General features: G+C 60.0%; 20 protein-coding genes and 1 pseudogene. 5 read left to right on the top strand and 16 right to left on the bottom strand.

What is annotated here, in order from left to right; all coding sequences use genetic code 11:
* Positions 1-48: 48 nt before the first annotated feature.
* Positions 49-546: a CS1 type fimbrial major subunit gene (locus tag AC1Q6I_RS27210; RefSeq protein ID WP_024073659.1), complete on the bottom strand. Its 498-nt coding sequence runs from the start codon at positions 544-546 to the stop codon at positions 49-51.
* A 458-nt stretch (positions 547-1,004) separates the two neighbouring features.
* Between AC1Q6I_RS27210 and AC1Q6I_RS27205 the strand changes: the two genes are divergently transcribed.
* Together AC1Q6I_RS27205 and AC1Q6I_RS27200 are read left to right on the top strand one after the other, a co-directional pair.
* Complete coding sequence (locus AC1Q6I_RS27205; RefSeq protein ID WP_024073658.1) at positions 1,005-1,556, top strand: PadR family transcriptional regulator; 552 nt, start codon at positions 1,005-1,007, stop codon at positions 1,554-1,556.
* The gene (locus tag AC1Q6I_RS27200; protein WP_102624604.1) at positions 1,553-2,320 is read left to right on the top strand and encodes a siderophore-interacting protein; all 768 of its coding nucleotides are present in this window, start codon (positions 1,553-1,555) and stop codon (positions 2,318-2,320) included. Before AC1Q6I_RS27205 ends, AC1Q6I_RS27200 begins: the two co-directional genes overlap by 4 nt.
* Positions 2,321-2,442: 122 nt before the next feature.
* Here AC1Q6I_RS27200 and AC1Q6I_RS27195 read toward each other — a convergent pair whose 3' ends face one another.
* The 10 genes from AC1Q6I_RS27195 to AC1Q6I_RS27150 all read right to left on the bottom strand — a co-directional run bounded on the left by AC1Q6I_RS27195 (position 2,443) and on the right by AC1Q6I_RS27150 (position 11,312).
* Complete coding sequence (locus AC1Q6I_RS27195; protein ID WP_102624605.1) at positions 2,443-3,408, bottom strand: fimbrial protein; 966 nt, start codon at positions 3,406-3,408, stop codon at positions 2,443-2,445.
* 166 nt (positions 3,409-3,574) lie between these two features.
* The gene (locus AC1Q6I_RS27190; protein WP_102624609.1) at positions 3,575-4,537 is read right to left on the bottom strand and encodes a fimbrial protein; all 963 of its coding nucleotides are present in this window, start codon (positions 4,535-4,537) and stop codon (positions 3,575-3,577) included.
* Positions 4,538-4,656: 119 nt separating this feature from the next.
* Positions 4,657-5,205: a fimbrial protein gene (locus tag AC1Q6I_RS27185; RefSeq protein WP_069075331.1), complete on the bottom strand. Its 549-nt coding sequence runs from the start codon at positions 5,203-5,205 to the stop codon at positions 4,657-4,659.
* A gap of 11 nt (positions 5,206-5,216) precedes the next feature.
* Complete coding sequence (locus AC1Q6I_RS27180) at positions 5,217-5,696, bottom strand: fimbrial protein (RefSeq protein WP_024073653.1); 480 nt, start codon at positions 5,694-5,696, stop codon at positions 5,217-5,219.
* Between the two features lie 13 nt (positions 5,697-5,709).
* Complete coding sequence (locus AC1Q6I_RS27175; protein ID WP_102624606.1) at positions 5,710-6,204, bottom strand: fimbrial protein; 495 nt, start codon at positions 6,202-6,204, stop codon at positions 5,710-5,712.
* A 10-nt stretch (positions 6,205-6,214) separates the two neighbouring features.
* On the bottom strand, positions 6,215-6,790 hold the full coding sequence (locus AC1Q6I_RS27170; RefSeq protein WP_069075330.1) for a fimbrial protein: 576 nt from the start codon (positions 6,788-6,790) through the stop codon (positions 6,215-6,217).
* A 21-nt stretch (positions 6,791-6,811) separates the two neighbouring features.
* A complete protein-coding gene (locus tag AC1Q6I_RS27165; RefSeq protein ID WP_102624607.1) occupies positions 6,812-7,573 on the bottom strand; it encodes a fimbria/pilus periplasmic chaperone in 762 nt (253 codons plus the stop codon).
* On the bottom strand, positions 7,570-10,173 hold the full coding sequence (locus AC1Q6I_RS27160; protein ID WP_024073649.1) for an outer membrane usher protein: 2,604 nt from the start codon (positions 10,171-10,173) through the stop codon (positions 7,570-7,572). Before AC1Q6I_RS27160 ends, AC1Q6I_RS27165 begins: the two co-directional genes overlap by 4 nt.
* Positions 10,174-10,192: 19 nt before the next feature.
* Positions 10,193-10,753 carry a fimbrial protein gene (locus tag AC1Q6I_RS27155; RefSeq protein ID WP_024073648.1) on the bottom strand — a complete coding sequence of 187 codons (561 nt, stop codon included), beginning with the start codon at positions 10,751-10,753 and terminating at the stop codon, positions 10,193-10,195.
* Between the two features lie 49 nt (positions 10,754-10,802).
* On the bottom strand, positions 10,803-11,312 hold the full coding sequence (locus AC1Q6I_RS27150; protein WP_041160849.1) for a fimbrial protein: 510 nt from the start codon (positions 11,310-11,312) through the stop codon (positions 10,803-10,805).
* Positions 11,313-11,844: 532 nt separating this feature from the next.
* On the opposite strand from AC1Q6I_RS27150, the pseudogene AC1Q6I_RS27145 reads away from it, so the two are divergent.
* A pseudogene (locus AC1Q6I_RS27145) lies at positions 11,845-12,020 on the top strand (PadR family transcriptional regulator); the annotation flags it as partial.
* Positions 12,021-12,076: 56 nt separating this feature from the next.
* On the opposite strand, the gene AC1Q6I_RS27140 reads toward AC1Q6I_RS27145, so the two are convergent.
* Both AC1Q6I_RS27140 and AC1Q6I_RS27135 read right to left on the bottom strand, forming a co-directional pair.
* Positions 12,077-12,700: a Pr6Pr family membrane protein gene (locus AC1Q6I_RS27140; protein ID WP_102624608.1), complete on the bottom strand. Its 624-nt coding sequence runs from the start codon at positions 12,698-12,700 to the stop codon at positions 12,077-12,079.
* 4 nt (positions 12,701-12,704) lie between these two features.
* Entirely contained in the window at positions 12,705-12,938 is a 234-nt protein-coding gene (locus AC1Q6I_RS27135; protein WP_024073644.1) for a VF530 family protein, read from the bottom strand.
* Positions 12,939-13,149: 211 nt separating this feature from the next.
* Between AC1Q6I_RS27135 and AC1Q6I_RS27130 the strand changes: the two genes are divergently transcribed.
* Both AC1Q6I_RS27130 and AC1Q6I_RS27125 read left to right on the top strand, forming a co-directional pair.
* Positions 13,150-15,168, top strand: a complete 2,019-nt coding sequence (locus AC1Q6I_RS27130) for a TonB-dependent receptor (RefSeq protein WP_102625687.1) — start codon at positions 13,150-13,152, stop codon at positions 15,166-15,168.
* Positions 15,169-15,757: 589 nt separating this feature from the next.
* Positions 15,758-18,169, top strand: a complete 2,412-nt coding sequence (locus AC1Q6I_RS27125) for a glucose/quinate/shikimate family membrane-bound PQQ-dependent dehydrogenase (RefSeq protein ID WP_102625686.1) — start codon at positions 15,758-15,760, stop codon at positions 18,167-18,169.
* Positions 18,170-18,272: 103 nt separating this feature from the next.
* On the opposite strand, the gene AC1Q6I_RS27120 is transcribed toward AC1Q6I_RS27125, so the two are convergent.
* The 3 genes from AC1Q6I_RS27120 to AC1Q6I_RS27110 form a co-directional block, all read right to left on the bottom strand.
* A complete protein-coding gene (locus AC1Q6I_RS27120; protein WP_102625685.1) occupies positions 18,273-20,615 on the bottom strand; it encodes a putative bifunctional diguanylate cyclase/phosphodiesterase in 2,343 nt (780 codons plus the stop codon).
* Positions 20,616-20,826: 211 nt separating this feature from the next.
* Positions 20,827-21,999, bottom strand: coding sequence for an ABC transporter substrate-binding protein (locus tag AC1Q6I_RS27115; protein WP_024073640.1), 1,173 nt, complete (start codon positions 21,997-21,999; stop codon positions 20,827-20,829).
* Positions 21,996-22,970: a CobW family GTP-binding protein gene (locus tag AC1Q6I_RS27110; protein WP_102625684.1), complete on the bottom strand. Its 975-nt coding sequence runs from the start codon at positions 22,968-22,970 to the stop codon at positions 21,996-21,998. Before AC1Q6I_RS27110 ends, AC1Q6I_RS27115 begins: the two co-directional genes overlap by 4 nt.
* Between the last annotated feature and the right edge of the window lie 93 nt (positions 22,971-23,063).

Genomic DNA, 23,063 nt, shown 5'->3' with positions numbered 1-23,063 from the left:
TGTAAACCATCACCTGCGAGCACGGAACTCAGCAGGCCCCCGTCACCTTCAAGGGCCTACAGGCAGTACCGCGTCAAACACCAATGGCATGACGCTGGTGTAGGCACCACGCTGGCTGGCGCCAGGCTTGGCTGCTGCAATACGCAACTCAGCGCCGATGCCCGGTGTGGAGTCGGCATCATTGACCACTTCCTGGGGGGTGCCGGTGAGGGTGACGCCGTTCAGGGTCGTGGTCAGCGGGATGTTCTGGGTGGTATCACCGTTGAACAGCACGGCCGGGCCACCTTCGATGTAGGCATGGATGGAACCGTTGGTATTACGCATGTCGTAAATAGCGCTCAGCGGCGCCAGCTCACCGCTCACCAGGTTGTAGTTCATGGTTTCGTCGCGGCCCCAGTTGGGGTCACGTGGCTGAACGTGGAACACGGTCGTCGGGATGTTGGCCTTGAGGGTGACGGTATGGCTCGCCTCGCCCGCCGCGAAGGTGACTGAAGCACTCATCGCCATAACAGCCAGAGGAACGGAAAGTGCAAACTTCTTGAACATAGCAAGTTACCTGTTATTCAAATTAGGACTACCAACATCAAATGTTTTTTTGAAATCGGCATATTCCCCCAAGAGCATTAGTTGGGGAGAGAAGATCATCCACGGAGTTGAAACACAAGTAAGCAGTCTACTTCCCATGAAGGCGTAGCCCAAGCCAGACGCCACTCGAGAGAAAAACATGGCACTTAGCCAAAACTTAAAACTCAACTGTAGGAACAAGACTACTTGCTAAGTACATGTGGGAAAACTGGAGAAACTTACAATACAAGAATTACGATATTAAGCCAAAAAGCATTAACTTATTCAACCGGGTCAACGACCTGAATAATGACTCTAATAATAACTTTTAGCCCAGAATGCCAACGCTGGCCGTGGAAGCGTGAACCGTCGGTCGCGAAGGCTTGCACGGGCTAAAGATATATCTTACGTTGTATCTTAAGACAATAGAGGGTATCCCCATGAGAGAGCATCACCCCCACCACCGCGAACCCCATGAGCACGGTGACGGCTTCGAGAAACGCCCCGGCCGCGAACGCGGCGGACGTGGCCCCCGCGTCTTCGCCCCCGGCGACTTGAAACTGCTGCTGCTGGCCCTGATCGCCGAGCAGCCGTGCCATGGCTATGACCTGATCCGCCAGATCGAAACCATGTTCGACGGCGCCTACAGCCCCAGCCCAGGCGTGATCTACCCGACCTTGACCTTCCTTGAAGAAAGCGAGCTGGTCAGCGGCGACGCCGAAGGTGGAAAAAAACGCTACACCATCACCGACGCCGGTCGTCTTTCTTTAAATGAGCAGGCCGTGGCGCTGGAGGGCGTGCGCATGCGCATTGATGTGAGCAAGCGTTCGCTGCGCGGCCATGATCGACCGGCACAGATCCACGAAGCGGTGCACAACCTGCGCCACGCCTTGCAACTGCACCACGGGCGCTGGACCCCGGAAGAAATCGTACGTGTCGCGGCACTGCTCAACGGCACCGCTCAAGCCATCGCAGACGGAAAAAACCAATGAATACGCAAACCATCCATCGCGTCAGCCACGAAATCAAACGCCGTCGCCTGCAAGTGTTGCGGGTGGTGGATATCACCCCGCGCATGCGGCGCATCACCCTGGGCGGGCCTGAGCTGGCAGGTTTTGTGAGCCTGGGCGCCGATGACCATATCAAGCTGCTGTTCCCGCAGAACGCCGCCGAACAAGCCGCGCTGGAAAGTCCCACTTTCAACGTCAAGGGCGATGGCCCGCAACCGGCCATGCGCGACTACACGCCCCGGCGTTTTGACTCGAGCATCGGCGAGCTGGATATCGACTTCGTGCTGCACGGCGATGGCCCGGCGTCCACTTGGGCCGAGCAGGTACAGGTCGGCCAGCACCTGTACATCGGCGGGCCACGGGGTTCGTTGATCGTGCCGGATATCTTCGACAGCTACTTGTTGATCGGTGATGAAACCGCGATCCCGGCTATCGCAAGGCGCCTGGAAGAATTGCCGGCGGGCCGCAAGGTGCTGGCGGTGATTGAAATCGACAACACGGCGGAACAACAAGCGTTGCACAGTGCTGCCGATGTGGACGTGATTTGGGTGATACGCGGCCAGGATGACCTGCTCGATACGGTGCGCAACCTGACCCTGCCGGGCGGCTCGCTGTACAGTTTTGTCGCGACCGAAACCAAGCTGTCGCGCCAGGTACGCCGGGTGCTGCTGGACACGCATCACGTCGATGAGGCGTACCTCAAGGCGGTCGGTTATTGGCGCGCCGACGGCAGCGACGAAGTGTGAAGCAGGGTGAGGTTTGATAACGTTTCATGCCCCATCACCGTCGATGTGCCCCTGCGGCATTCACGGAACGGAATGCCAAAGCCACCGGCGTGGGTCACCGGTGGCTTTGGCCTTGCCGTGGATCACGGCACCCCCATCACGAGTACGCCGCTGCCACTGATGGCTCCAGCGGCAGGCAGCGACCCGGCCCGCCGAACGAGCGTAAACGTCACATCGTCCCCGCCCACGCTGTTGGTAATACGGGTCAGGAACGAACCACCGACTTGCACCGCAGAACCGCCACGAACCAGGGCAGTGCCCACGTCCGCATTGGTCATCCTGAGAAGCCGTGTATCAAACGCCGATGGGTTGCCTTTGTAGCTGATGGTGATCGGTGTGTTGATGCCGCCATCCGGGCATGAATAGGTGAGCCGACGGTCCCTGCGAATGGTGGTTGTCAGTGGGTCGGTGCCGATTGCGCGCTGGTGGACGTTGCCGAAGTCTATGTCGATTGGATTGTTATTGTTGATCGTGCACGTGGATGGGGAGACGGTGAAGTTGTTGGCAGCGTTGTACGTAATGTTGATCCTGCCTGTGCTTGAGTTGTAGTTATTGGTGACAGTGAGATGCAGGCGTCCGAGATTATCGCCTATTCGAATATCGAGCGGATTGGACGGACTGTTGCGCACCAGAATATAAGGCGTGATATCGATCGGATAACCCGTAATGTTGTCAGGCAGCGTAGTAACCCGTATTCCACTCGGGATAGGGATATTTCGGTACGCTCCATTGATTCGTAAACCGGCCCCTTCGCCGCTGAATTTGATGCCCGGTATCCAGGGCGTCCCCGTTGAACTGCCCGTTGACCAGTAGTCCTGTCGTGAAGACGGGCTTTGCGAGCCTCGGGAAAATCTGCATTCAAGCCGTGCACCTTCCAACATGATCCTCGTACGATCTGCGGCCAGGGTAACTGTAACCGGGACCTGCAGGGGGAGTTCCCCGACTATCACCCGCCACGAGCCTCCATTCACACGGCATTCAGCAGCCTTCACGCTCGTAGCCCCCGCCATAAACATAAGGAGCGCTGTGGTTCCACAGAGTCGTTTCATTTTGACCTCTCGTTGTTTCTATACTCAAACGCCGTCCATGGAACATCTGTCCGGGCTTTAAGCAGCCCGGAAGGGATTTGAAGTTTGACGAAGGCTGTTTTCAGCCTATGAATGAAGGCTCACAAGTGCGCGAGTCCAGCGTAAAAACACCTGACCTCATCGTGGCTCACGGCACCCCCATCACGAGTACGCCGCTGCCACTTATGGCTCCAGCGGCAGGCAGCGACCCGGCTCGCCGAACGAGCGTAAACGTCACATCGTCACCGCCCCCGCTGTTGGTAATACGGGTCAGGAACGAACCGCCGACCTGCACCGCAAAACCGCCACGAACCAGGGCAGTGCCCACGTCCGGATTGCTCATCCTGAGGAGCCGTGTATCAAACGCCGATGGGGTGCCTTTGTAGCTGATGGTGATCGGTGTGTTGATGCCGCCATCCGGGCATGAGTAGGTGAGCCGGCGGTCCCTGCGAATGGTGGTTGTCAGTGGGTCGGTGCCGATTGCGCGCTGGTGGACGTTGCCGAAGTCTATGTCGATTGGATTGTTATTGTTGATCGTGCAGGTGGATGGAGAGATAGAGAAGTTGTTGGCGGCGGTGTACGTGACCGAGAGCCCCCTCCACGCAGAGTCATAATTGTTTGTCTGGAGAAGTCGCAACGTTCCAAGGACATCCCCTATGCGAACGTCGATAGGGTTAGTCGGGTTGTTTCGTATCAAAATATAGGGCGTTACATCGATGGGATAAGCCGCCCCGTTATTGGGCAAGGTCGACACCCGAATGTTATAGGGGACAGGGGTGTTGTAGTACGCACCGTTTATTCGTAAGCCGGTGCCTTGGTTGATGAATTTTGGGCCGGGTGTCCAGGGGGGTCCTGCTTGTGCCGACGTTGACCAATAATCCGTTCGCCCAGGTTGAGGCTGACCGGGCGTGAATCGACACTCCAACCTCACACCTTCAAGGATAATACGGGTAGTGTCCGAGCCCAATCGAACGGTGACGGGGACCTGCAGGGGGAGAGTCCCGTCTATCCCTATCCACGGTCCGCCATTCACCCGGCAATCAGCAGCCCTCACGGCAGTAGCCACGGTCATCAGGACGAGAAGTACAATGGCACTATATAGTTGTTTCATTTCGATATCTCGTTGCGCTTCTACCCAGACACCGCCTGACAGTTCGCCCATCAGAACTGTCCAGCAGAGATTTGAAGTTTGCCCAAGGTCGTTTTCAGCTCTTGAATGACGCTTCACACCTACGGATAGTCCAGGGTAAAAGTCGAGGTCACCCGGTACGCACCATGCCCGATGGTTTGATCCCTGATGGCCTTAGGCTCACCCTGCACATAGGCCTTGAGTTCAATCACGTTGCTGCCATTACTCAGCCGGTGTTCGTCACTGACGGTGTTCAGGGGCAAAGGCTTGTTGCTCGGCGTCTCTAAACCGATCCCGATACCGGAGGCACCACTTCCACCATCCAGCGCGAACAATCCGGGGAGCTCGGCGTTTTCCCTGCCGCCGAACGTGATGGTGACCGTGTTGCCAATCGTGGTGTCACAGTCCTCCAGGTGCAGCTTGAACCCCCTGCCCTGTGTACGTGTGTTGATATAAAGGTGCTTGCTGGTAACGTCCCAGAGTTCCAGCGTGATGGCCTCATCACCCGGACGGATCGTGCAGGCCTCTTCAACCAGATTGCCCTTGAACCTCAGGTTGTCCGCCGCATGCCCCTGGGGCATCAGGCCCAAGGTCAGCAGTAATACCAGCCCGGCACATGGCCAAGCCCTATGAACGCGTTCATGTCCCATGGACTCAGCTCCTACTCGTATTCAGCCAATAGCGTGGCCACCGCGGCAAACCTTGCGGGAAGCAGGGTCGCGCCGGGCTGTTTGACAGGCACCACTTCCAATACCGGCGGTGACGACAGGCTGATATCCAATGGCGTATTGAGTTGAAATGGCAGGTTGTTCTGATAAATCCGAATGCCCAACGCCGGCACACTGGTCTGCACCGCTGAGCGGTCATAAGCCGTTGCCGTACCGTTGACACTCAGCTTCAGTTGCCAGGGAAGCGTGTCGGCGCCACAGCTGATGGTGTAACCCACCCCTCTGCGGTATTTCACCCCGTCGACCCGCTTTATTCCGACATCGCCAAAATCGACTTCAATCGTGTTGCCCGCATCAATCGTGCACGGCGGGGGCTCATTCAGCGTTCCGCTGAACGTCAGGTTGGCCGATGCACCACTGCAAAGGCCGAGCGACCACAAGGCGAGCAACGCTCGCTGCTGCCAACATGTCATTGATCGTTTCTCTTCATTGGTAATCGACCACAAGAGTGGCAGCCGCATCGAATGCCCCTCCCGTCAGTTTGCTGCCCGCGCGTTTGACGGGGACCGCCTGCACGACCGGAACGTTGGGGTAGGTAAAGTTCACGGCGGTATTCAGCGGCCAGTCAGCGCCGTTGACGAACAGCTTGACCCCCAAGTCCGCCTTGCGGGTCACGAGCACACGATTGTCGAACGCAGCCCCGGTGCCCTTGAGCTCCAGCGTCAACGCGTTGCTGAAGGGCGAGTCGCACCTGACGGTGTAAGGCACATTCCGGCGATAGTTCACGCCGTCGATCCTCGACGTCAGCAGGTCATTGCCAAACGGCACATTGAGCGTACTGCCGCTGTTGATCACACACGGTGGCGGCGCGATGATGGTCGCGCGGATGGTCAAACTGGTGTCAGCTTGCACACCCTGGCTAAGCGCCCATAGCAGCCCAGCACCGATAAGAATGGCCCACGGGCCGGTTGCGGTTGCCATCGTTCTCCCCCTACTCATAATTGAGCCTGAAATCCACCACGGCCCTGAATGCCCCGCTGCTCAGCGGCGCGGGAGTGCGGGTGGGCTGTACATGCCAGGTCTGGGTGTTACCGCCCAGGGGCAAGAACAAAGGTTCGCCCCTTGACCCCAGTTGCACGTCACGCCCCAGGGCATCGGTCAGCCGCAGCCCCATCCCGGTGATACCTTGCACTTTGACCAGCCGGGGATCATCGGCATCGGCGGGCGCGAGGAACGCCACCGACAGTACGGGTTGAAAGGCACTCCATGTCAGGTTCCCCGTCCGTTCACTGCGGATGCTGCCGGCGGTGCGGTGGCAGTCGGTAAAGCGCAGTTGAAATGCCACGGGAGTGGCCTGATCGCCGGGGCGTTGCAACCGGCTGGTCGACACAGCGCCTAGATCAATCGTTTGATGCAGTGATGTCATCTCCAGGCTGCAGGGCGTTTCATGCATGGCCCCGGAGATGTTCAGCATTCCATTCATGCCTTCGACATCATCCGCGGCGTGCACGCCCCCCACAAAGGCCAGCAACAGGCCACCCAAGGCCTTCACAGTGTGCGACTTCATGACGTTCTCCGGCAGCAGGCCCTACTCATTGGGCGTTGAAGCGTGCGCGTTCACTTTGCAAGTGTCGCCACTGCAGGTGAAGGCCAGTAGCGGACGGCCACCGTAATCATTCACGTAGGCCAGGTAAGGGCTCGTGCCGAGTACCTGGGCCGTTGGCCCCAGGTCCAACGAACCTTTGGGCGGGACCATCACGGGCTCGAAGCCCGGCACGGTTTTGCCGTCCTTGGTGCTGCGTGCATCCACGAGGGTCACGTAGTAAGGCGTAGGGTTGTTGACCTGATAACGCTCGCCTGCGCGGGTCAGGATCAGCTTTTCCTGCCAGGGGTTGGACAAGTCTTGCTGGCTGGGCGCAATGGCTTGCGGTCGATAGAACAGTTTGATCCGGGTCTGCAGCGCAATTTGCAGGGTATTGGCTTTATCGCTGCGCGGTGGAATCTCCCTCAGGTTGAAGTAGAACACCGTCTCCCGATCCTGGGGCAGCGACTTGGCCGCGGGTAACGCCTGAACTTTCACCTGGCTTTGTTTGCCGGGCTCCAAACGTTGAACCGGCGGCAGGACGATCAGGGGCGTGGTGATTTTCTTGCCCTCTTCATCCTCGATCCAGCCCTGGGCCAGATACGGCAGCTGCGTGTTGTTATTGGTGATGTTCACGCTGGTGGCATCTTTGCCACCATCAAAAATCACTCGGGTACGATCCAGGCCGACAGCGGCATGGGCGCTCTGGCTCAAGCCCAGGGCCAGCAGCGTGAAAGCCTGGCGTGTGAGGCGCGTATTCAGCATCATGAGGATGTGTTCTCCGTATGGATGTGCTTCCCGGTCAGGTCCGCGGGTTCGGGCAAGGATTGATCAGCGGCGACCATGCGGCAGCCCAGTTGCAGGGCATCGGTCAAGCCATCAGCCGGTAGAACGACCGGGAGCGTGAGGACGCATCGCTCGGCCCCTGCCCAACTGACAGTCATCTGCTCGCCGGCCTGAATACCGCTGAGGTAGACATTGCCGCCGTCGTTCACAATCCCGGTGTCTTGCTGCTTTGTGTTTTTCACGGTCGCGCCGAAGGGCGGTGAACTGCCATCCGGCAGGCGAAGCACTGCCATGGCTTTTGCACCGGAAATCACGTCCAGGGATCGATAACCGATAGCCCCTTCGGTGAGCGTCAGTTGCGTGACCGACTGAGTGGCTTCGACCGTGTTGGGCAAACGCTCCAGGTCGATACTGGCCGCCGTACGCTGATAGCTGCCGATATCGGAGATGACCGCCTTGCCAAACGCATTGCTACGGGTCGGCGTGCCGTAACCCCGCACAGGCACATCGGGTACCCCGGCGGTATCGACCATCAGGCGTGTTCCTCCCGTACTGTTGGTACGATGGAGGGCCGCACCGTAAGGCGTGAGCGTGCCGCCGCCGCGCGCGGACATACCGATGCTGCTTTTATTGCCTTCTTGTGTACTGACGCTGAGATCGATGTCGGCCTGGTCGCCAATATGGCTCAGGTAGCCACTGGCGGCGTTGTCGCTTGCGCTGAGCTGGTAGCTGTTACGCTCATCGAGGCGGTCACTGTAGCGCGTTGAAAAGTTGTTCTTGCCGGCAATCCTGTTAGCGTCCAGCGACAGCGTGCCGGAGGGACCCAATGGCAGGCTGACCGTCAGCGCCATGCCATTATCCTTATAATTATATTCCTGGGTGCGGAACATATTCAGGGACATGTTCATGTTCTTGACGCTCCCCACATTAAAATAACGTGACGCCGACAAGTTCCAGCGATGGGTGGCCGGGCGCGACCAATAAGTCTGTTTGTTGTAACTGGCATACACAGTCGCGCCCAAGTCGCGAAACTGCTTATTGATCGTCGCGGTATAAAGTGCCTTGCTACCACCAATAGGTTTCCAACTTCCGTTGTACTCACCATACTCATTGAGCCCCGCGCGCTCGCCATTCCTGCCGTAATGACGGGCATCAAGGTATTCACTCATGCTCAAATAGTTTTTCTCGGAAAAGCGGTACCCGGCAAAGGTGATCTGGCTGTCGTATTGCTCAAAGTTCTTCGAGTATTGAAGCCGGTACGATTTGCCGGAGAGTGTCTCGTTCCACACTCGGGCGTGGGACTGAGTCGCATCCAGCGATATGGCGCCGAACGCCAACAGGTCACGACCGACCCCGCCCGATACCGCATGGTAGTTGTTATCGGTGATACCGCCGCCATACAGAGACCAGCCGTTGCTGATCCCCCAGGAAAACTCGCCGCTGCCGAAGAAATTGCCATCGGCCCCGTACTGAAGATTGGACGGGCGTCCACTCGCCAACTTATAACGAATGTGTCCCGGACGCGTCAGGTAAGGAACGCCTGCCGTATCAAGTTGAAAGGTATGTACCGAACCGTCCTGCTCTTCCACGCGCACATCCAACCTGCCGCTGACTGCGTCGTGAAGGTCCTGGATACGGAAAGGTCCTGCCGCCACCAGCGTTTCATACAGCACACGCCCCTGCTGGCTGATGATGACCTTTGCATTGGTTTTGGCCACGCCGACCACTTCAGGCGCATAACCTCGCAAGTTCGGCGGTAGCTGGCTTTCATCCGAATTGAGCGCGGCACCGGTAAAGCGGAAGCTGTCGAACAGGTCCGAATACAGGTAGTCCTCCCCCACCACCAGTCGTGCCTTCAACTCGGGAATGGCGCGATACGCGTAGTAACGACTCCACTCCAGCTTCGGTTGGCTGGACGCGCGCTCGCGGTCTTTGTCGACACGTCCCTGCCAATCCGCCCTCAGACGCCAAGCCCCGGCATTGGCCCCCAATGTTCCGTTACCGCTGACGTTATGGCGAACCCTGTCATTCTTCTCGTGGTTGGATTGTGCGGTCACGTTGTAGTCAACCAGCAACCCCGGCACCCCGTCATCCCAACGCGAGGGCGGATCCCAGTTGATGGCGCTGTACTCAAGGTAAGCTTGGGGCAGGTTGATATTCAGCGTGGAGCTCGCCAGATCGCCACTGACTTCCATGCCCGGCAGCCCCTGAATATCCAGGCATTCGCCGCCTTTCCACCACGTCAGCGGGGCGGCGCCAGACTCTTTGAGGCCCAGTTGCCCCACCAGATCGGGCGATAAGCACGCCTGGCTGCCCTTGGGATCATCGTCAGGGGGATAAAACGCCACCGACTGCTCAGCGATAGGCTGGCTATTGACCTGTACAACCATCGAGTAGGTGCCCGGCAGAATAAACCCGCTACGCGCAAACTGAGACAAGTCAATATTGGTGCGATCACTGAGATCAAGAACATCGGTATTGAACTCGATATCACCGGCCGCTACTACAGTGCCTGCCAGGGACATCAACCCGCCAAAGAGACTCGGGCGGAGGTTATTTTTGATCTTCGACGCATTCAACATGAAAGCAACCCATCACTGTTCAAAAGTAGTCCAACTTGAATCGCACCGCGGCACTGTGAGCACCAGGCATCAGCGGCAGTCCGTTTCCGACCAGGCGAAGCGTGTAGTGAAGTGTCATGTCACCTTCCGCCAACGGAAGCAGGGCCATCGGCTCGCCCGGAACACTCTCTTGGCCAGCCGCATCCCAGATATGAATGGCAATCCCCTGTGAATCACCGAGGGCGGCAAACGAGCGCCCGTTTCTATCGCGAGGACCGTCGAACGTGACTTGCAGGTGCTGCCAATCAGGCAGCGTTGCCCCCGGACGCGACGGGTCAGGTCGAGTCAATGAGCAGTTGACCAGGCGTAGCTGGAAGGGGTGGGGGGCTCCTATCGTGTTCCGCAAGAGCCGGCCAATGGGCTCGGGCGTCATCTCGATGGATTGATCGACACTGGCCAGTTCCAGCCCGCACGCTGAGTCGATGACCTCTCCACCGAGTGTGACGACTCCAGCACCTTGTGCAGGTGCCTGCGCGAAAACCAAAGGGCTGATGAACATCGCCAATGAAGAGGTGATAGCGAGGTTTATGAATGTTTTCACCGTTATCTCCCGCCAGTGTCCCCCGCCACCTGAGTGGCGGGGGAACAACTTACTGATAAGCCAAGGTGAAGTTGGTTACCGCACTGAAACTACCCGGGATGATCGGATCCGTAGCGGCGCCTTGTACGTAGGCCCCGAACTCCAGGGTGTTGTCACCGACGCCAATGGCCTGCGGGGTTGTAGGGACGCCCAGTTCGATGAGTTTGCCGCCATGGGTCATCATGACGCCCACACCGCCCGCGCCACCCACAGTGCCGATTGCGCCCGGCACGGCACTGGACGGTGCCCCGGTGAAGGTGGTGGTCACCGTCTTATCCGTAAGGCCGGTCAAGTCGCAGCCTTCAAGTTCAATACGCACAGGCCGGGCAGTAGATTTCCCTCCCGACTGCAACTGATGCTTTGCGATCGCCCCCAGTTGAACGGTCTGATCCACCGAGTCAGGTTTGATCGAACAGGCGCCCGAGTGGACCGAACCGATGAACGTCACTGTTCCATCTGCGGCGTGAGCAACGGAGGTCGCCCCTACCAACAAGCCAATAGACAACAGCGCAGTTTTCATTTTGGTTTTCATTTGCCAATACTCACACATCAATGAACGTCATAAGGAAACCCTGCCGAAGTAGTGCGCAGGACTTATCAAACAAGCGCCGAACAGGTGTCTGTATCTGATTCCCTCTTGGTAAAAGTGCGATTCATGCAATAGCACGCAAAACTACTTTTCCAATTATTTGTATTGCAAATCAGGACACGCTCAAGGCCAGGAAAGCTTCTATTACAATTGGATTTATGTAAGCCGTACGTTTCTCATCATTGCGTAGCCCCGCAACACCAAGAGAAGTAGGAAAATTAACGAACACGATCAAATCATCAAAATAAACTGTAAGAAACAGCCTACTCGAAGATTAATCTGAATAACTTGCAGAACGAATATGTAAGAAAGTTCTCACCAAGGTAAAAAAACACGAGCGTTGACGGTATTAATTGCCTTTAAGCGTTAAATAATTAACACCCCTCCCAAGACCACCTGCGGGTAGCCCTTGGACAGATAACAAGATATATCTCAAGTTATATATTGATACACACAGAGGTGCTTGCCCGGCGACCTTAAGCTGCTGCTGCCGGCATTGATCGTCGAACAGCCGTGTCATGACTATGAGCTGATTTGTAAGATCGAAAGCCTGTTCGATGGCGCGTCCCCCCCAGCTCAGGCGTGATCTACCCGACGCTGACTTTTCTGGAGGAAAGCGATTTGATCCAGGGCGATGCAAGCGTTCTTCAAGGCCGTCGGTTACTGGCGTGCCGAAGGCACTGAAGAAGAATGAGTCAGGGCCGGGGCTTGATGACTTTGTCCAGCCCCACCAGGCCCAGGGCGATTGCCACGAACCCCGCCAGGATCCCCCCCGCGTTCACAAAGACCTGTGGATAACCGAGGGTGCTCACATCGATGAACGGGTACTGATATTGCCCGAGCAGGTCACCGCGCAGCAGCGCATAGGCGAAGTACACCAACGGGTAGACCACCCATGCGCCGATGTGCCTGACGCGCAAGCTACCCTTGGGCACACAGCGCCACCAGTAAATAAAAAACAACACCGGCATCACATCATGCAGCAATTCGTCGGCGATGAATTGGAAGCCCGTGGGGCTCCACAAATGCCGCAGCAGCAGGTTGTACGCCAGGCTTACCACGATGATGCTCGCGGCAATCGCGCTGCTGATCCTGGGTGAATGGAAAAACCGCTTCGCGGCAGACTCGCGGTTGACCAGCGCATAGCTCATCACCACGACTACCAGGGTGTTGGTGAGCACAGTGAAGAAACTGAAAAAGTTGATCAACCCGCCCAACAGGCTGGCACCGGCTTGCCAGCGCGAATAGAAAATCAGGTACTGCTGAATCGCCAACCCTGTCCAACCGGCCAGCGCCGCTGCCGCCACATACCGCTTCATGTCATCAGTCCAGCGGGCGTTTGGTGCGCATCAACTTGACGTACAACCCTTCGACTTTTTCGCGCGCCCAGGGGGTCTTGCGCAGGAAGGTGAGGCTGGACTTGATGCTCGGGTCGCTCTTGAAGCAGCGGATATCAATGCGCTCGGCGAGGCCCGCCCATTCGTAATGTTCCACCAGGGTGGTGAGGACGTGCTGAAGGGTCACGCCGTGGAGGGGGTCGTTGCTTGTCGCGGTCATGCCGGGCCTTTTGCAAAAAGAGGAAACACAGCCGCGCACCTTAGCCGACGGGGCGTACAGGTGGAAGCACCGCATTGAATATAGCCCCTGGGAAAAAGTTCCCCTTTTCAGCCAAAAAAGAGATGTTATATTGTAACAATAATTACCAAAATCCAGCCTTTCACTACCGTTTCAGCCTTCTCTTTTTTGCTGTTTTGCCAAGGAATGTATGATGTCCCGCTCCCCTCTCTGGCGCCTGTCCCCCCTGGCCGCCGCCCTGTTGATCAGCGCCGAAGCCCACGCCCTGGAACTACCCCCCCAGGTCATCACTGGCAACCCGCTGGGCAACGAACAACTCGCATCGCCGACCACCGTGCTCGAAGGCGATAACCTGACCCTGCAACAAAAAGGCAGCCTCGGCGAAACCTTGAACAAGCAGCCGGGCGTGTCGTCGTCCTACTTTGGCCCCGGTGCCAGCCGACCGATCATTCGCGGCCAGGACGGCGACCGCATTCGCCTCCTGCGCAATGGCGTCGGCGCGCTGGACGCGTCGTCACTGTCCTACGACCACGCGGTGCCGCTGGACCCGGTCAACGTCGAGCGCATTGAAATCGTGCGTGGCCCGGCCGCCCTCTTGTATGGCGGCAGCGCCATCGGCGGCGTGGTCAATACCTTTGACAACCGCATCCCCACCGAAGCCATCGAAGGCATCCACGGTGCCGGTGAACTGCGCTACGGTGGCGCCGACACCACGCGCAGCAGCGCCGGCAAACTGGAAGCCGGCAATGGCACCTTCGCCCTGCACCTGGACGCCAATGCGCGGGAATTCAACGACCTGAAAATCCCAGGCTTTGCCCGCAGCCGCCATGCGCCTGAGAACGAAGATGGCCCCGGTAAAAATGGCCGCCTGGGCAACAGTGACGGGCGCCAGGACGGCGGTGCAGTCGGCGGCTCCTACACCTGGGACGATGGTTACGCCGGGCTGTCCTACAGCAGCTATGACAGTAACTACGGCTCCCCCGCCGAGCAGGACGTGCGCATCCGCATGAAGCAGGATCACTACGCGTTCGCCTCCGAGATGCGCAACCTGCAAGGCCCGTTTACTTCGGTGAAACTCGACGCCGGCTACACCGACTACGAACACCGCGAAATCGAAGGCGGTGAAACCGGCACGATTTTCAAGAACAAGGGCTATGAAGCGCGGGTTGAAGCGCGCCACCAGCCAATCGGCCCGTTCGACGGCGTGGTCGGCGCGCAAGTGACTCGCAATGAGTTCTCGGCCCTGGGTGAAGAAGCCTTCGTGCCGCAAACCGACACCAACGCTGGCGCGCTGTTTATCCTTGAGGACATGCAGGCCACCGAACGCCTGAAACTCAGCCTCGGCGGGCGTCTGGAACACACCCGTGTGGACCCGGACGCCAAAGGCAACGCGCGCTTCGCCAATGCCGACAAGGCCAATGACTTCACCGCCGGCAGCCTGTCGTCCGGGGCGGTCTACACCCTCACACCCGTCTGGTCCGTGGCCGCGACCCTAGGCTACACCGAACGCGCACCGACGTTCTATGAGCTGTACGCCAATGGCGCCCACGTCGCCACCGGCACCTACGAACTGGGCGACGCCAACCTGAAGAAAGAAAAGGCGGTGTCCAGCGACCTGGCGCTGCGCTTTGACAATGGCACCCACAAGGGCAGCTTCGGTGTGTTCTACAGCCGCTTCTCCAACTACATCGGGCTGCTGGGAACGGGTCGTACGCTAAACGACGAAGGCGAAGAAGACGCAGGCGGCATCCCTGAGTATGAATACTCCGGCGTGCGCGCCCGTTTCGCCGGCTTCGAAGCCCAGGATCACTGGAAGCTCGGCGAAAGCGCCTACGGTAAGTTCGCGCTGGAACTGTCGGGCGACTACACCCGCGCCACCAACCTCGACACCGGCGAAGCCTTGCCGCGTATTGCACCGCTGCGCTTGAACAGCGGCCTGCTATGGGAACTGGACCGCTGGCAGGCGCGCATCGACGTGGAACATGCCGCAGGCCAAGGCCGTGTGCCAGATAACGAAAGCGGCACCGATGGCTACACCACCCTGGGCGCCAGCGCGGGGTATCGCTTCAATGTGGGAGGCAGCCAGTGGCTGGCGTTCGTCAACGGTGAGAACCTGACCAACCAGACCGTGCGGTATGCCAGCTCGATCCTGCGTGACATCGCGCCGGCACCGGGGCGTAGCGTGCAATTCGGCATACGCACCACCTTCTAAAAAAACCGCGAATCCTACCTGTGGGAGCTGGCGAGCCGGCTTGGTGTGGCAAACGGATTTGTTGTGGCGAGCGGGCTTGCCCCGCGTTGGGGCGCGAAGCGGCCCCATTACAGACAATGTGTTTTTAACTGACACGCCGCGGTGCCTGGTTTTGGGGCTGCTGCGCAGCCCAACGCGGGGCAAGCCCGCTCGCCACAACAAGCCCGCTCGCCACAGGCCAGCCCGCTCGCCACAGTTACGGTGTTCTGCCTTAACTGAACGGCATTCGGGCTTGCCACAATCACTGTTACCGAATCGGAAATGATGCATCTTGCGATTTGCGCTTTCTCTCGGCGCGTCCTCCCATTATCCTTGCCGCAATAAACTGAAACGTTTCACTCTCCGGTCGACCCCATCTTGCCGAATTCCCCTCGCAACAGAGACAGCGCTGTCTTGCACCGACCTGCGCCTGGGTATAAATCGCCCGCCTGTGGATAACCCAGTTATCCACAGAAAAACCCGAATGAACGCTGAACCAAGCCCGCGCCGAATCGTCATCTACAGTGAAGCACGGGGTTACATAATTCCAACGTAACGGAGAAACACAACTATGAGCACTGACGGTGCCTCAAGTCCAAGTCGCCTGCTGCCCAGGCTGCTTGGAGTCTTGCTGCTGATCATGGGCCTGGCCTTGCTGGCCGGGGGTATCAAGCTGACGATGCTCGGCGGGTCGCTGTACTACCTGCTGGCCGGTATCGGCATCACCTTGACCGGCCTCTTGCTGCTGGCCACCCGCCGCGCTGCGCTGGGCCTGTACGCACTGGTGCTGCTCGCCAGCACCGTGTGGGCACTTTGGGAAGTCGGCCTGGACTGGTGGCAACTGGTGCCGCGCCTGGCACTGCTGTTCGCCCTGGGTATCGTCATGTTGCTCCCATGGTTTCGCCGTCCGTTGCTGCGTGGCCAACCGGCCCCGCTGGGTACCGGCGCGCTGAGCGTGGCCGTGGTACTGGCGGGCGCCGCAGCCATCGCCAGCCAGTTCACCAACCCCGGTGAGATCAAAGGCCAGTTGGACCGCGACGCGGTACCGGGCATGGCCAGTGCGGCACCGGCCCAGGCCGATGGCGACTGGAACTCCTACGGTCGTTCCGCCTATGGCGATCGCTACTCGCCCCTGGCGCAGATCACAGCGGAAAACGCCCATAAGCTGGTCCCGGCGTGGACCTACCGCACCGGCGACATCCCCGGCCCGAACGACCCGGGTGAGACCACGGCGGAAAACACCCCGCTGAAAGTCAACGGCATGCTCTACGTATGCACCCCGCACAGCCAAGTCATCGCCCTCGACCCGGATACCGGCAAGGAAATCTGGCGTTTCGATCCGAAGATCAGCACCGAAGGTGCCGAGAACTTCAAGGGTTGGGCGCACATGACCTGCCGTGGCGTGTCGTATCACGATGACGCCGTCTACGCGTCCGAGCAGAGCCCCACCGGAAGCGCCAGCCCCGCCGTCGCGCCGAATGCCTGCCCGAAACGCATCTTCGTACCGACGGCCGACACACGCCTGATCGCCCTGAACGCCGACACCGGCAAGATGTGCGAAGACTTCGGTGACAAAGGCCAGGTCGACCTGCGTGCCAATATCGGCAGCTTCGCCCCAGGCGGTTACTACTCCACGTCGCCACCGGCCGTGACTAAGAACCTGGTGGTGATCGGCGGCCACGTCACCGACAACGTCTCCACCGACGAACCCAGCGGCGTGATCCGCGCGTTCGACGTGCACACCGGCAAGCTGGTGTGGAACTGGGACAGCGGCAACCCCGACGACACCACGCCGCTGGCCGAGGGCAAGACCTACACCCGTAACTCGCCGAACATGTGGTCCATGTTCGCCGTGGATGAAAAGCTCGGCATGCTCTACCTGCCGATGGGCAACCAGATGCCTGACCAATACGGCGGCGACCGTACCGAAGACTCGGAAAAATACAGCGCCGGCCTGACAGCCCTGGACATCGACAGCGGCCATGTGAAGTGGACCTTCCAGTTCACCCACCATGACCTGTGGGACATGGACGTGGGCGGCCAGCCTTCGCTGATCGACATCAAGACCGCTGAAGGCGTGAAGCAAGCGGTGATGGCGTCGACCAAGCAAGGCAGCATCTACGTCCTGGACCGCGCAACCGGCCAGCCGGTGGTGCCGATCCACGAAGTGGCAGTACCCCAAGGTGCAGTCGCTGGCGACCACACCTCGCCGACCCAACCGAAGTCCGACCTGAACTTCATGCCACCGCCGCTCAAAGAGCGCGACATGTGGGGCGTGACGCCGTTCGACCAGTTGCTGTGCCGTATCGACTTCAAGTCCATGCGCTACGACGGGGCTTTCACTCCGCCATCGCTGCAAGGTTCGATCGTGTACCCAGGTAACTTCGGCGTGTTCGACTGGGGTGGCATTTCCGTCGACCCGGTACGCCAGATTGCCTTCGTGAACCCGAGCTACATGGCGTTCAAATCGAAACTGATCCCGGCCGCCGATATCGCCAAGCAAGGCCCGCGCATCAGCGAAACCCAAGGCGTACAGCCGAACAAAGGCGCGCCCTACGGCGTGATCCTCGAAGCCATGCTGTCGCCCATGGGCCTGCCGTGCCAGGCACCGGCGTGGGGTTATGTGGCAGCGGTCGACCTGACCACCCACAAAACCATCTGGATGCACAAGAACGGTACCGTGCGCGACAGCTCGCCCGTGCCAATCCCCCTGACCATGGGCGTGCCTAGCCTGGGCGGCACCTTCACCACCGCCGGTGGCGTGGCGTTCCTCAGCGGTACCCTCGACCAGTACCTGCGTGCCTATGACGTGAAAAACGGCAAGCAACTGTGGGAAGGTCGCCTGCCAGCCGGCGCGCAAACCACCCCGATGACCTACACCGGCAAGGACGGCAAGCAATACGTGCTGGTCATGGCCGGCGGTCACGGTTCCCTGGGCACCAAGCAGGGTGACTACGTGATGGCGTTCAAACTGCCGGATTAAGCTGTATCGGCGGCAAACCAAGGCGGCTACCCTCACAGGTAGCCGCCTTTTTCATGAGCGAAGAAAATCAAAATATGGGAGAGGCGGTGGACTGCACCCGTCGTTATAGCGGTACCCGCTCGCGCCGCATCCACATCTCGAACGCCATGGCACTGAGCGGCCGGCTGATCAGATAGCCCTGGGCAGTGTCGCAATGCCACAGCTTGAGCAGCTTGAGGCTCGGCTCGAACTCCACCCCTTCGGCCACCACCTTGAGCCCCAGGTTGTGGCTCATTTCGATGGTGGAACGCACGATCACTCCATCGCCACTGGTGCTGTCGAGGTTGCGTACAAAGGACTGGTCGATTTTCAACTCCTGCACCGGCAAGCGCTGCAATTGCGCCAACGACGAATAACCGGTGCCGAAGTCATCCACCGACAGGCTGATGCCGCAACCACGCAACCGGTCCAGCACACTGAGGGCCTGTTGCGGGTTGTGCATGATCGCGCTTTCGGTGATCTCGAAAATCAACTGCTGGGCCAATACGCCGTATTGCAGCAGCAAGGTGGTGACTCGAGTGGCCAGGTCATCATCGCCCAGGTCATCCACCGAAATATTCACCGACAGCTGGATCGATATACCGCGCTGTGCCCATTCACCCACCTGGCGGATGGCTTCTTCGATCACCCACTGGGTCAGGCCGCGCATGCTGCCGGTGCGCTCGGCCAAGGGGATGAATTCGGCCGGAGACACCAGGCCCAGGCTCGGGTGCTGCCAACGCAGCAGGGCTTCGGCCTGGCGCACGTCGCCCTGTTTGAGATCGAGCTTGGGCTGGTAGCAGAGGAACAGTTCGCCTTCGACGGCGGCCCGGCGCAAGTCGCGGATCAAGGTGATCTGACGTTGGTGCGCAAGGTCGCGGTCCTGCTGGTAGATCTGCAGGTAGCCTGGCAGCGCTGCCGCATCGTGACGAGCGATGGCGGCGCGACCGATCAACTCTTCCACCTGCTGGCCATCGGCGGGGTACGCGGCGATACCGATACTGACTTCGTGACGCAGTTCGTCATTGCCAATGCGTTGGGGCTCGGTGAGCAGTGCATACAGCCGGTCGGCGCGGGCCACGGCGCGGTCGATCTCGGTGTTTTCCAGCAGCAGCAGAAATTCGCTGCCAGTGATGCGCGCGGCCGTGTCGCTGGCCAACAGGCTCATGGACAGACAGCGGCTGGCTTCGCGCAGCATTTCCTCGACGCCCTCAGGACCGAAGCCTTCGTTGATCACCCGGTAGTTCTCGATGCCCAGGTACAGCAACACCACGGGCCGCCTTGCACTGATCGCACTGCCCAGGCGCTCCATGGCCAGGGCGCGGTTGGGCAGGCCGGTCAGCGGGTCATGCAAGGCGTTATGCGCCAGTTGCCGCTCGCGCACGGCGATACCGCTTTGCATGGCGTTGAAGGCGCGGGCCAGCAGGCCGAACTCGTCGTGGCTGCGCACCCGCACTGGCGTGCGGTAATCACCGGCACCAATGCGTCCAGCCGCCTCCACCAGCGCATTGAGCGGTCGTGACACACGGCGCGCCAGGAACAGCGCGCCGGCCAATGACACCAGCAGCACCGCCAGGGCAATCCCGAGGAACTGCCGGTCCAGCGGAGCAAAGGACTCCAGCGCATGGTCCAGCGGACTTTGCAGCAGCACGCGCACGTCATCGCCATCGCCATCGCCGTTATTGGCCAGCGGCAGCACTTGGCTGAGCACGCGTTGCCCGTAAAACAACGTGATCTGTGCGTCACGTTCGAGGTGTGTGTCGCGCAACAGGTTGAACACAGTGGCCTGGTAGGCGTCGGGCTGGGTGCTGAACAGCGTGCCGGGACGGCCGTCCTGCACACTGAGAAACGACACCTCAAGGTTGCTCATGGAGCGCAATTCATGGGCGAACCCTTTGTCCATGGGGAAGCCCATGACCACTCGGGCAATGGGCAGCGGGTCGAGCACTTCATCCTGCACCAGCAGGTAGGGTCGCCCGTCCATGGCCACGATCAACATCTGCAAGCCACTGCGCCGTGCCTGGCGCAACGCCGCATCGTAGGGAAACAGCTGACCGCGACTCAGCAGCGGCAAGGTACTGGCGATCACCTTGCCGTCGAGCCCCAGCACAAACACCTGGCTGGAGCGGATACCGCTGCCATGGCGGCGTACGGCGGCCAGAATCGGTGTGGCCTGGCCCTCGATCACGGCTTGCTTGAAGGGGCCATCGGCGGTCAGCCAATCCAGCCCGTATTGCAGGCGGCGACCCCGCAGTTCCAGCAAGCGTTCGAAGACCTGGCTGCCGGTCTTCAACTGGACCTGGGCCTGGTTTTCCACAGCCTGGGAGGTGGCGGCCTTGACGGCGAGGTAGGTGGCGCCGACCACCACCAGCAGCAGCAACACCAGCACTCCGGCGATACGAGTTTGAAACGTGTGGCGCCACGCCATTGCCGTGCCCTCTGGCAGCGTTCGTCGTTTTATGCCACTGCGTCCCTGTGTCATAGCGCGTCCCTCGCGAACTGCTGACCTGGCGTCAAAAAAATATCCATCGCCGATGGACATTCAGTTTTAGCAGATTAGCTGGGAGCACGGACAAGTGCACCCAATAAAACCGGGGACTTCGCTGTCATTTTATTGGCGACAAACGTTGGGCGGGCCGTCAGCCACGAGCGCGCATAAAGTCCCCCCAACGACGCACCAGGTAGTTGTGCTCATCCATCACCGAGTTCCACACGGCGATATGCCCCATGCGTTGCTCATAGGAACCGCCGTCGCGCACTTCGCCGATATCAATCAGCGGCAAGCCATCGCTGCCGAGCAATTCCTCACGGGCAGGTTTGCCGGCATACCAGTAATCCCATTCGGCGCTGCTCAGGTGGTCGCGACTGCGCGCCGGGTTGCCGATGTAGTAACCCTGGCGCGCCATCACCGCGCCCGGCCAACCGGACAACCACCAATTGAGATACGCATACGCCGCATCCAGCACCGCCCCCTGGGCATGCCGCGACAGGGACAGGCCGCCGAACCAGGCGCGATAGCCTTCGCGGGGCACCGCCAGACGGTACTTCACCCCCGCCCGGTGCAAGCGCATCAAGGTGGGCGACCACAGGCTCTGGATATCGATGCTCGGGCTGAGCATCAATTGCGCGGCTTCTTCATCGTCCGACCAGAACGCCGCGAAGTGCCCTTCCTTCTGCTTGCGCACCAGAATGTCAGCGAGTACATCGATCTCTTCGATGCTCATGTTGCCGATGTCCTTGAACGTCGCCAGCCCGGCGCCCTGCACCGCCAGCGCGGCGTCCAGGGCGCCGATGGCGGCGTCGCTTTGCAACGCGGTGCGCGCGCTCCAGGCGGGGTCGAGCAGCCAGCCCCAGCTTTCATTGCCGTGGCTGAAACCCTCGGGCAGGCGCTCGGGGCGGTAGGCAAAGCTGTCGGCATTGTGGGTCAGGGGCAACATGCTGATGCGTTCGGTGACGGTGCTGCCGAGGCTGCCGTCGTGCTGTACGAACAGGCGCTCGCTGGGCACGCTGCCGCTGCCCAGGCGGTCATGGGCCGAAAGGCGGCCACGCTTGGGCAGGTCGTTGATCTCGTGCCACAAAGCGATGCGCCGGGTGTCGATGGGCTGGATTGCCCGCGCCGGCCACACGAAGTCGACGTTGTGGAACCACTGGTCATACAGGTCGTAGCTGTCGGGCTGCATCACTGCGATGCGCTGGGCCTGTTCGACATCGTGCACCTGGTACACTAGGCGAATGCCCAACTCCTGTTCGGCCCGCACACGCAGGCATTCGAGCAGCGTTACCGACGTACCGAGCACGCGCAATGTGATCATGCCGCGAACCGCCGTGAGAACACGTCGAACGAGCGACGCAACTGCGCCGGGTCCAGGCCGCGCAGGATGAACACCAGGCGCGATTGCCGCTCGGCACCTGGCCAGGCCGGCAGGTGGACCGGAGCATGCAGGCAGTGCTGCACACCATGAATAACGATGGGGGCCAAACTTGCGTTCACGTTGAGCAGTCCTTTGACGCGAAGGATTCGTTCGCCGTGGCATCTTAGCAGCATCGACAACCAGACCCCGAAGCCGACCCAATCCAATGGCTGGTCGAAGGTCAGGCAGCACACTTGCGCAGCGCCGTGGGTGGCGGCCGTGGGTTGGTGCAGTTGCCAGCGACTGACCTCCACGGCGGGTTCGGCACTGCGCAAGCCTTCGCCGAGCAGCAACTGGTCGCCGCTGTGGATATCATGGGTATCGAGGATCGGCGTACCGGCATTGAGCGCCTGTAAATGCGCGCGCAGGGGCGCGCAGTCGCCTTCCAGGTCGGTCTTGCTCAGCAGCAAGCGATCCGCCGCCACGACCTGGGCCAGCCATTCCGGGTGCAAGCGTTCTTGCAGGGCGGCGTGGCTGGCGTCGACCAGGGTGATCACCAGGCCAATGTGAAAGCGCCCACGCAGTTGCACGTCGTTGTTCAGGGTGGCCAGGATCGGCGCCGGGTCGGCCAGGCCAGTGGTTTCCAGGATCACCCGTTTGAAGGCCGGGATTTCGCCGCGCTCGCGGCGTTGCAACAGGCCGAGCAGCGCGTCTTTCAACTCGCCACGGATCGAACAGCATACGCAGCCGCTGGGCAGCAGCACGGTGTCCGGGGCCACCTCTTCGACCAGCAGATGGTCGATGCCGACGTCGCCGAATTCGTTGATCAGCAACGCGGTGTCGCCGAGGCTTTCGCCGTGCAGCAGGCGCTTGAGCAAGGTGGTCTTGCCGCTGCCGAGGAAGCCGGTGATGACATTCAGTGCGATGCTCATATTTATCTCCGCACCCTGTAGGAGCGAGCTTGCTCGCGAAAAACTCACAGGCGCCGCGTTCATTCAGAAAACACGCGTTATCGTTGACGTTTT

The sequence above is a fragment of the Pseudomonas sp. MPR-R2A5 genome, from assembly GCF_058793055.1.
Note: the sequence above shows the minus strand (reverse complement) of the source record. Positions and strands in the feature narration are given on the sequence as shown.

What these genes read in the sequence shown, in the direction of transcription:
- AC1Q6I_RS27185 (WP_069075331.1), bottom strand. Translation starts at nt 5,205, where the DNA reads ATGGGACATGAACGCGTTCATAGGGCTTGGCCATGTGCCGGGCTGGTA.
- AC1Q6I_RS27140 (WP_102624608.1), bottom strand. Translation starts at nt 12,700, where the DNA reads ATGAAGCGGTATGTGGCGGCAGCGGCGCTGGCCGGTTGGACAGGGTTG.
- AC1Q6I_RS27135 (WP_024073644.1), bottom strand. Translation starts at nt 12,938, where the DNA reads ATGACCGCGACAAGCAACGACCCCCTCCACGGCGTGACCCTTCAGCAC.
- AC1Q6I_RS27175 (WP_102624606.1), bottom strand. Translation starts at nt 6,204, where the DNA reads ATGGCAACCGCAACCGGCCCGTGGGCCATTCTTATCGGTGCTGGGCTG.
- AC1Q6I_RS27130 (WP_102625687.1), top strand. Translation starts at nt 13,150, where the DNA reads ATGTCCCGCTCCCCTCTCTGGCGCCTGTCCCCCCTGGCCGCCGCCCTG.
- AC1Q6I_RS27165 (WP_102624607.1), bottom strand. Translation starts at nt 7,573, where the DNA reads ATGATGCTGAATACGCGCCTCACACGCCAGGCTTTCACGCTGCTGGCC.
- AC1Q6I_RS27110 (WP_102625684.1), bottom strand. Translation starts at nt 22,970, where the DNA reads ATGAGCATCGCACTGAATGTCATCACCGGCTTCCTCGGCAGCGGCAAG.
- AC1Q6I_RS27115 (WP_024073640.1), bottom strand. Translation starts at nt 21,999, where the DNA reads ATGATCACATTGCGCGTGCTCGGTACGTCGGTAACGCTGCTCGAATGC.
- AC1Q6I_RS27170 (WP_069075330.1), bottom strand. Translation starts at nt 6,790, where the DNA reads ATGAAGTCGCACACTGTGAAGGCCTTGGGTGGCCTGTTGCTGGCCTTT.
- AC1Q6I_RS27150 (WP_041160849.1), bottom strand. Translation starts at nt 11,312, where the DNA reads ATGAAAACTGCGCTGTTGTCTATTGGCTTGTTGGTAGGGGCGACCTCC.
- AC1Q6I_RS27200 (WP_102624604.1), top strand. Translation starts at nt 1,553, where the DNA reads ATGAATACGCAAACCATCCATCGCGTCAGCCACGAAATCAAACGCCGT.
- AC1Q6I_RS27210 (WP_024073659.1), bottom strand. Translation starts at nt 546, where the DNA reads ATGTTCAAGAAGTTTGCACTTTCCGTTCCTCTGGCTGTTATGGCGATG.
- AC1Q6I_RS27180 (WP_024073653.1), bottom strand. Translation starts at nt 5,696, where the DNA reads ATGACATGTTGGCAGCAGCGAGCGTTGCTCGCCTTGTGGTCGCTCGGC.
- AC1Q6I_RS27205 (WP_024073658.1), top strand. Translation starts at nt 1,005, where the DNA reads ATGAGAGAGCATCACCCCCACCACCGCGAACCCCATGAGCACGGTGAC.
- AC1Q6I_RS27160 (WP_024073649.1), bottom strand. Translation starts at nt 10,173, where the DNA reads ATGTTGAATGCGTCGAAGATCAAAAATAACCTCCGCCCGAGTCTCTTT.
- AC1Q6I_RS27125 (WP_102625686.1), top strand. Translation starts at nt 15,758, where the DNA reads ATGAGCACTGACGGTGCCTCAAGTCCAAGTCGCCTGCTGCCCAGGCTG.
- AC1Q6I_RS27195 (WP_102624605.1), bottom strand. Translation starts at nt 3,408, where the DNA reads ATGAAACGACTCTGTGGAACCACAGCGCTCCTTATGTTTATGGCGGGG.
- AC1Q6I_RS27190 (WP_102624609.1), bottom strand. Translation starts at nt 4,537, where the DNA reads ATGAAACAACTATATAGTGCCATTGTACTTCTCGTCCTGATGACCGTG.
- AC1Q6I_RS27120 (WP_102625685.1), bottom strand. Translation starts at nt 20,615, where the DNA reads ATGGCGTGGCGCCACACGTTTCAAACTCGTATCGCCGGAGTGCTGGTG.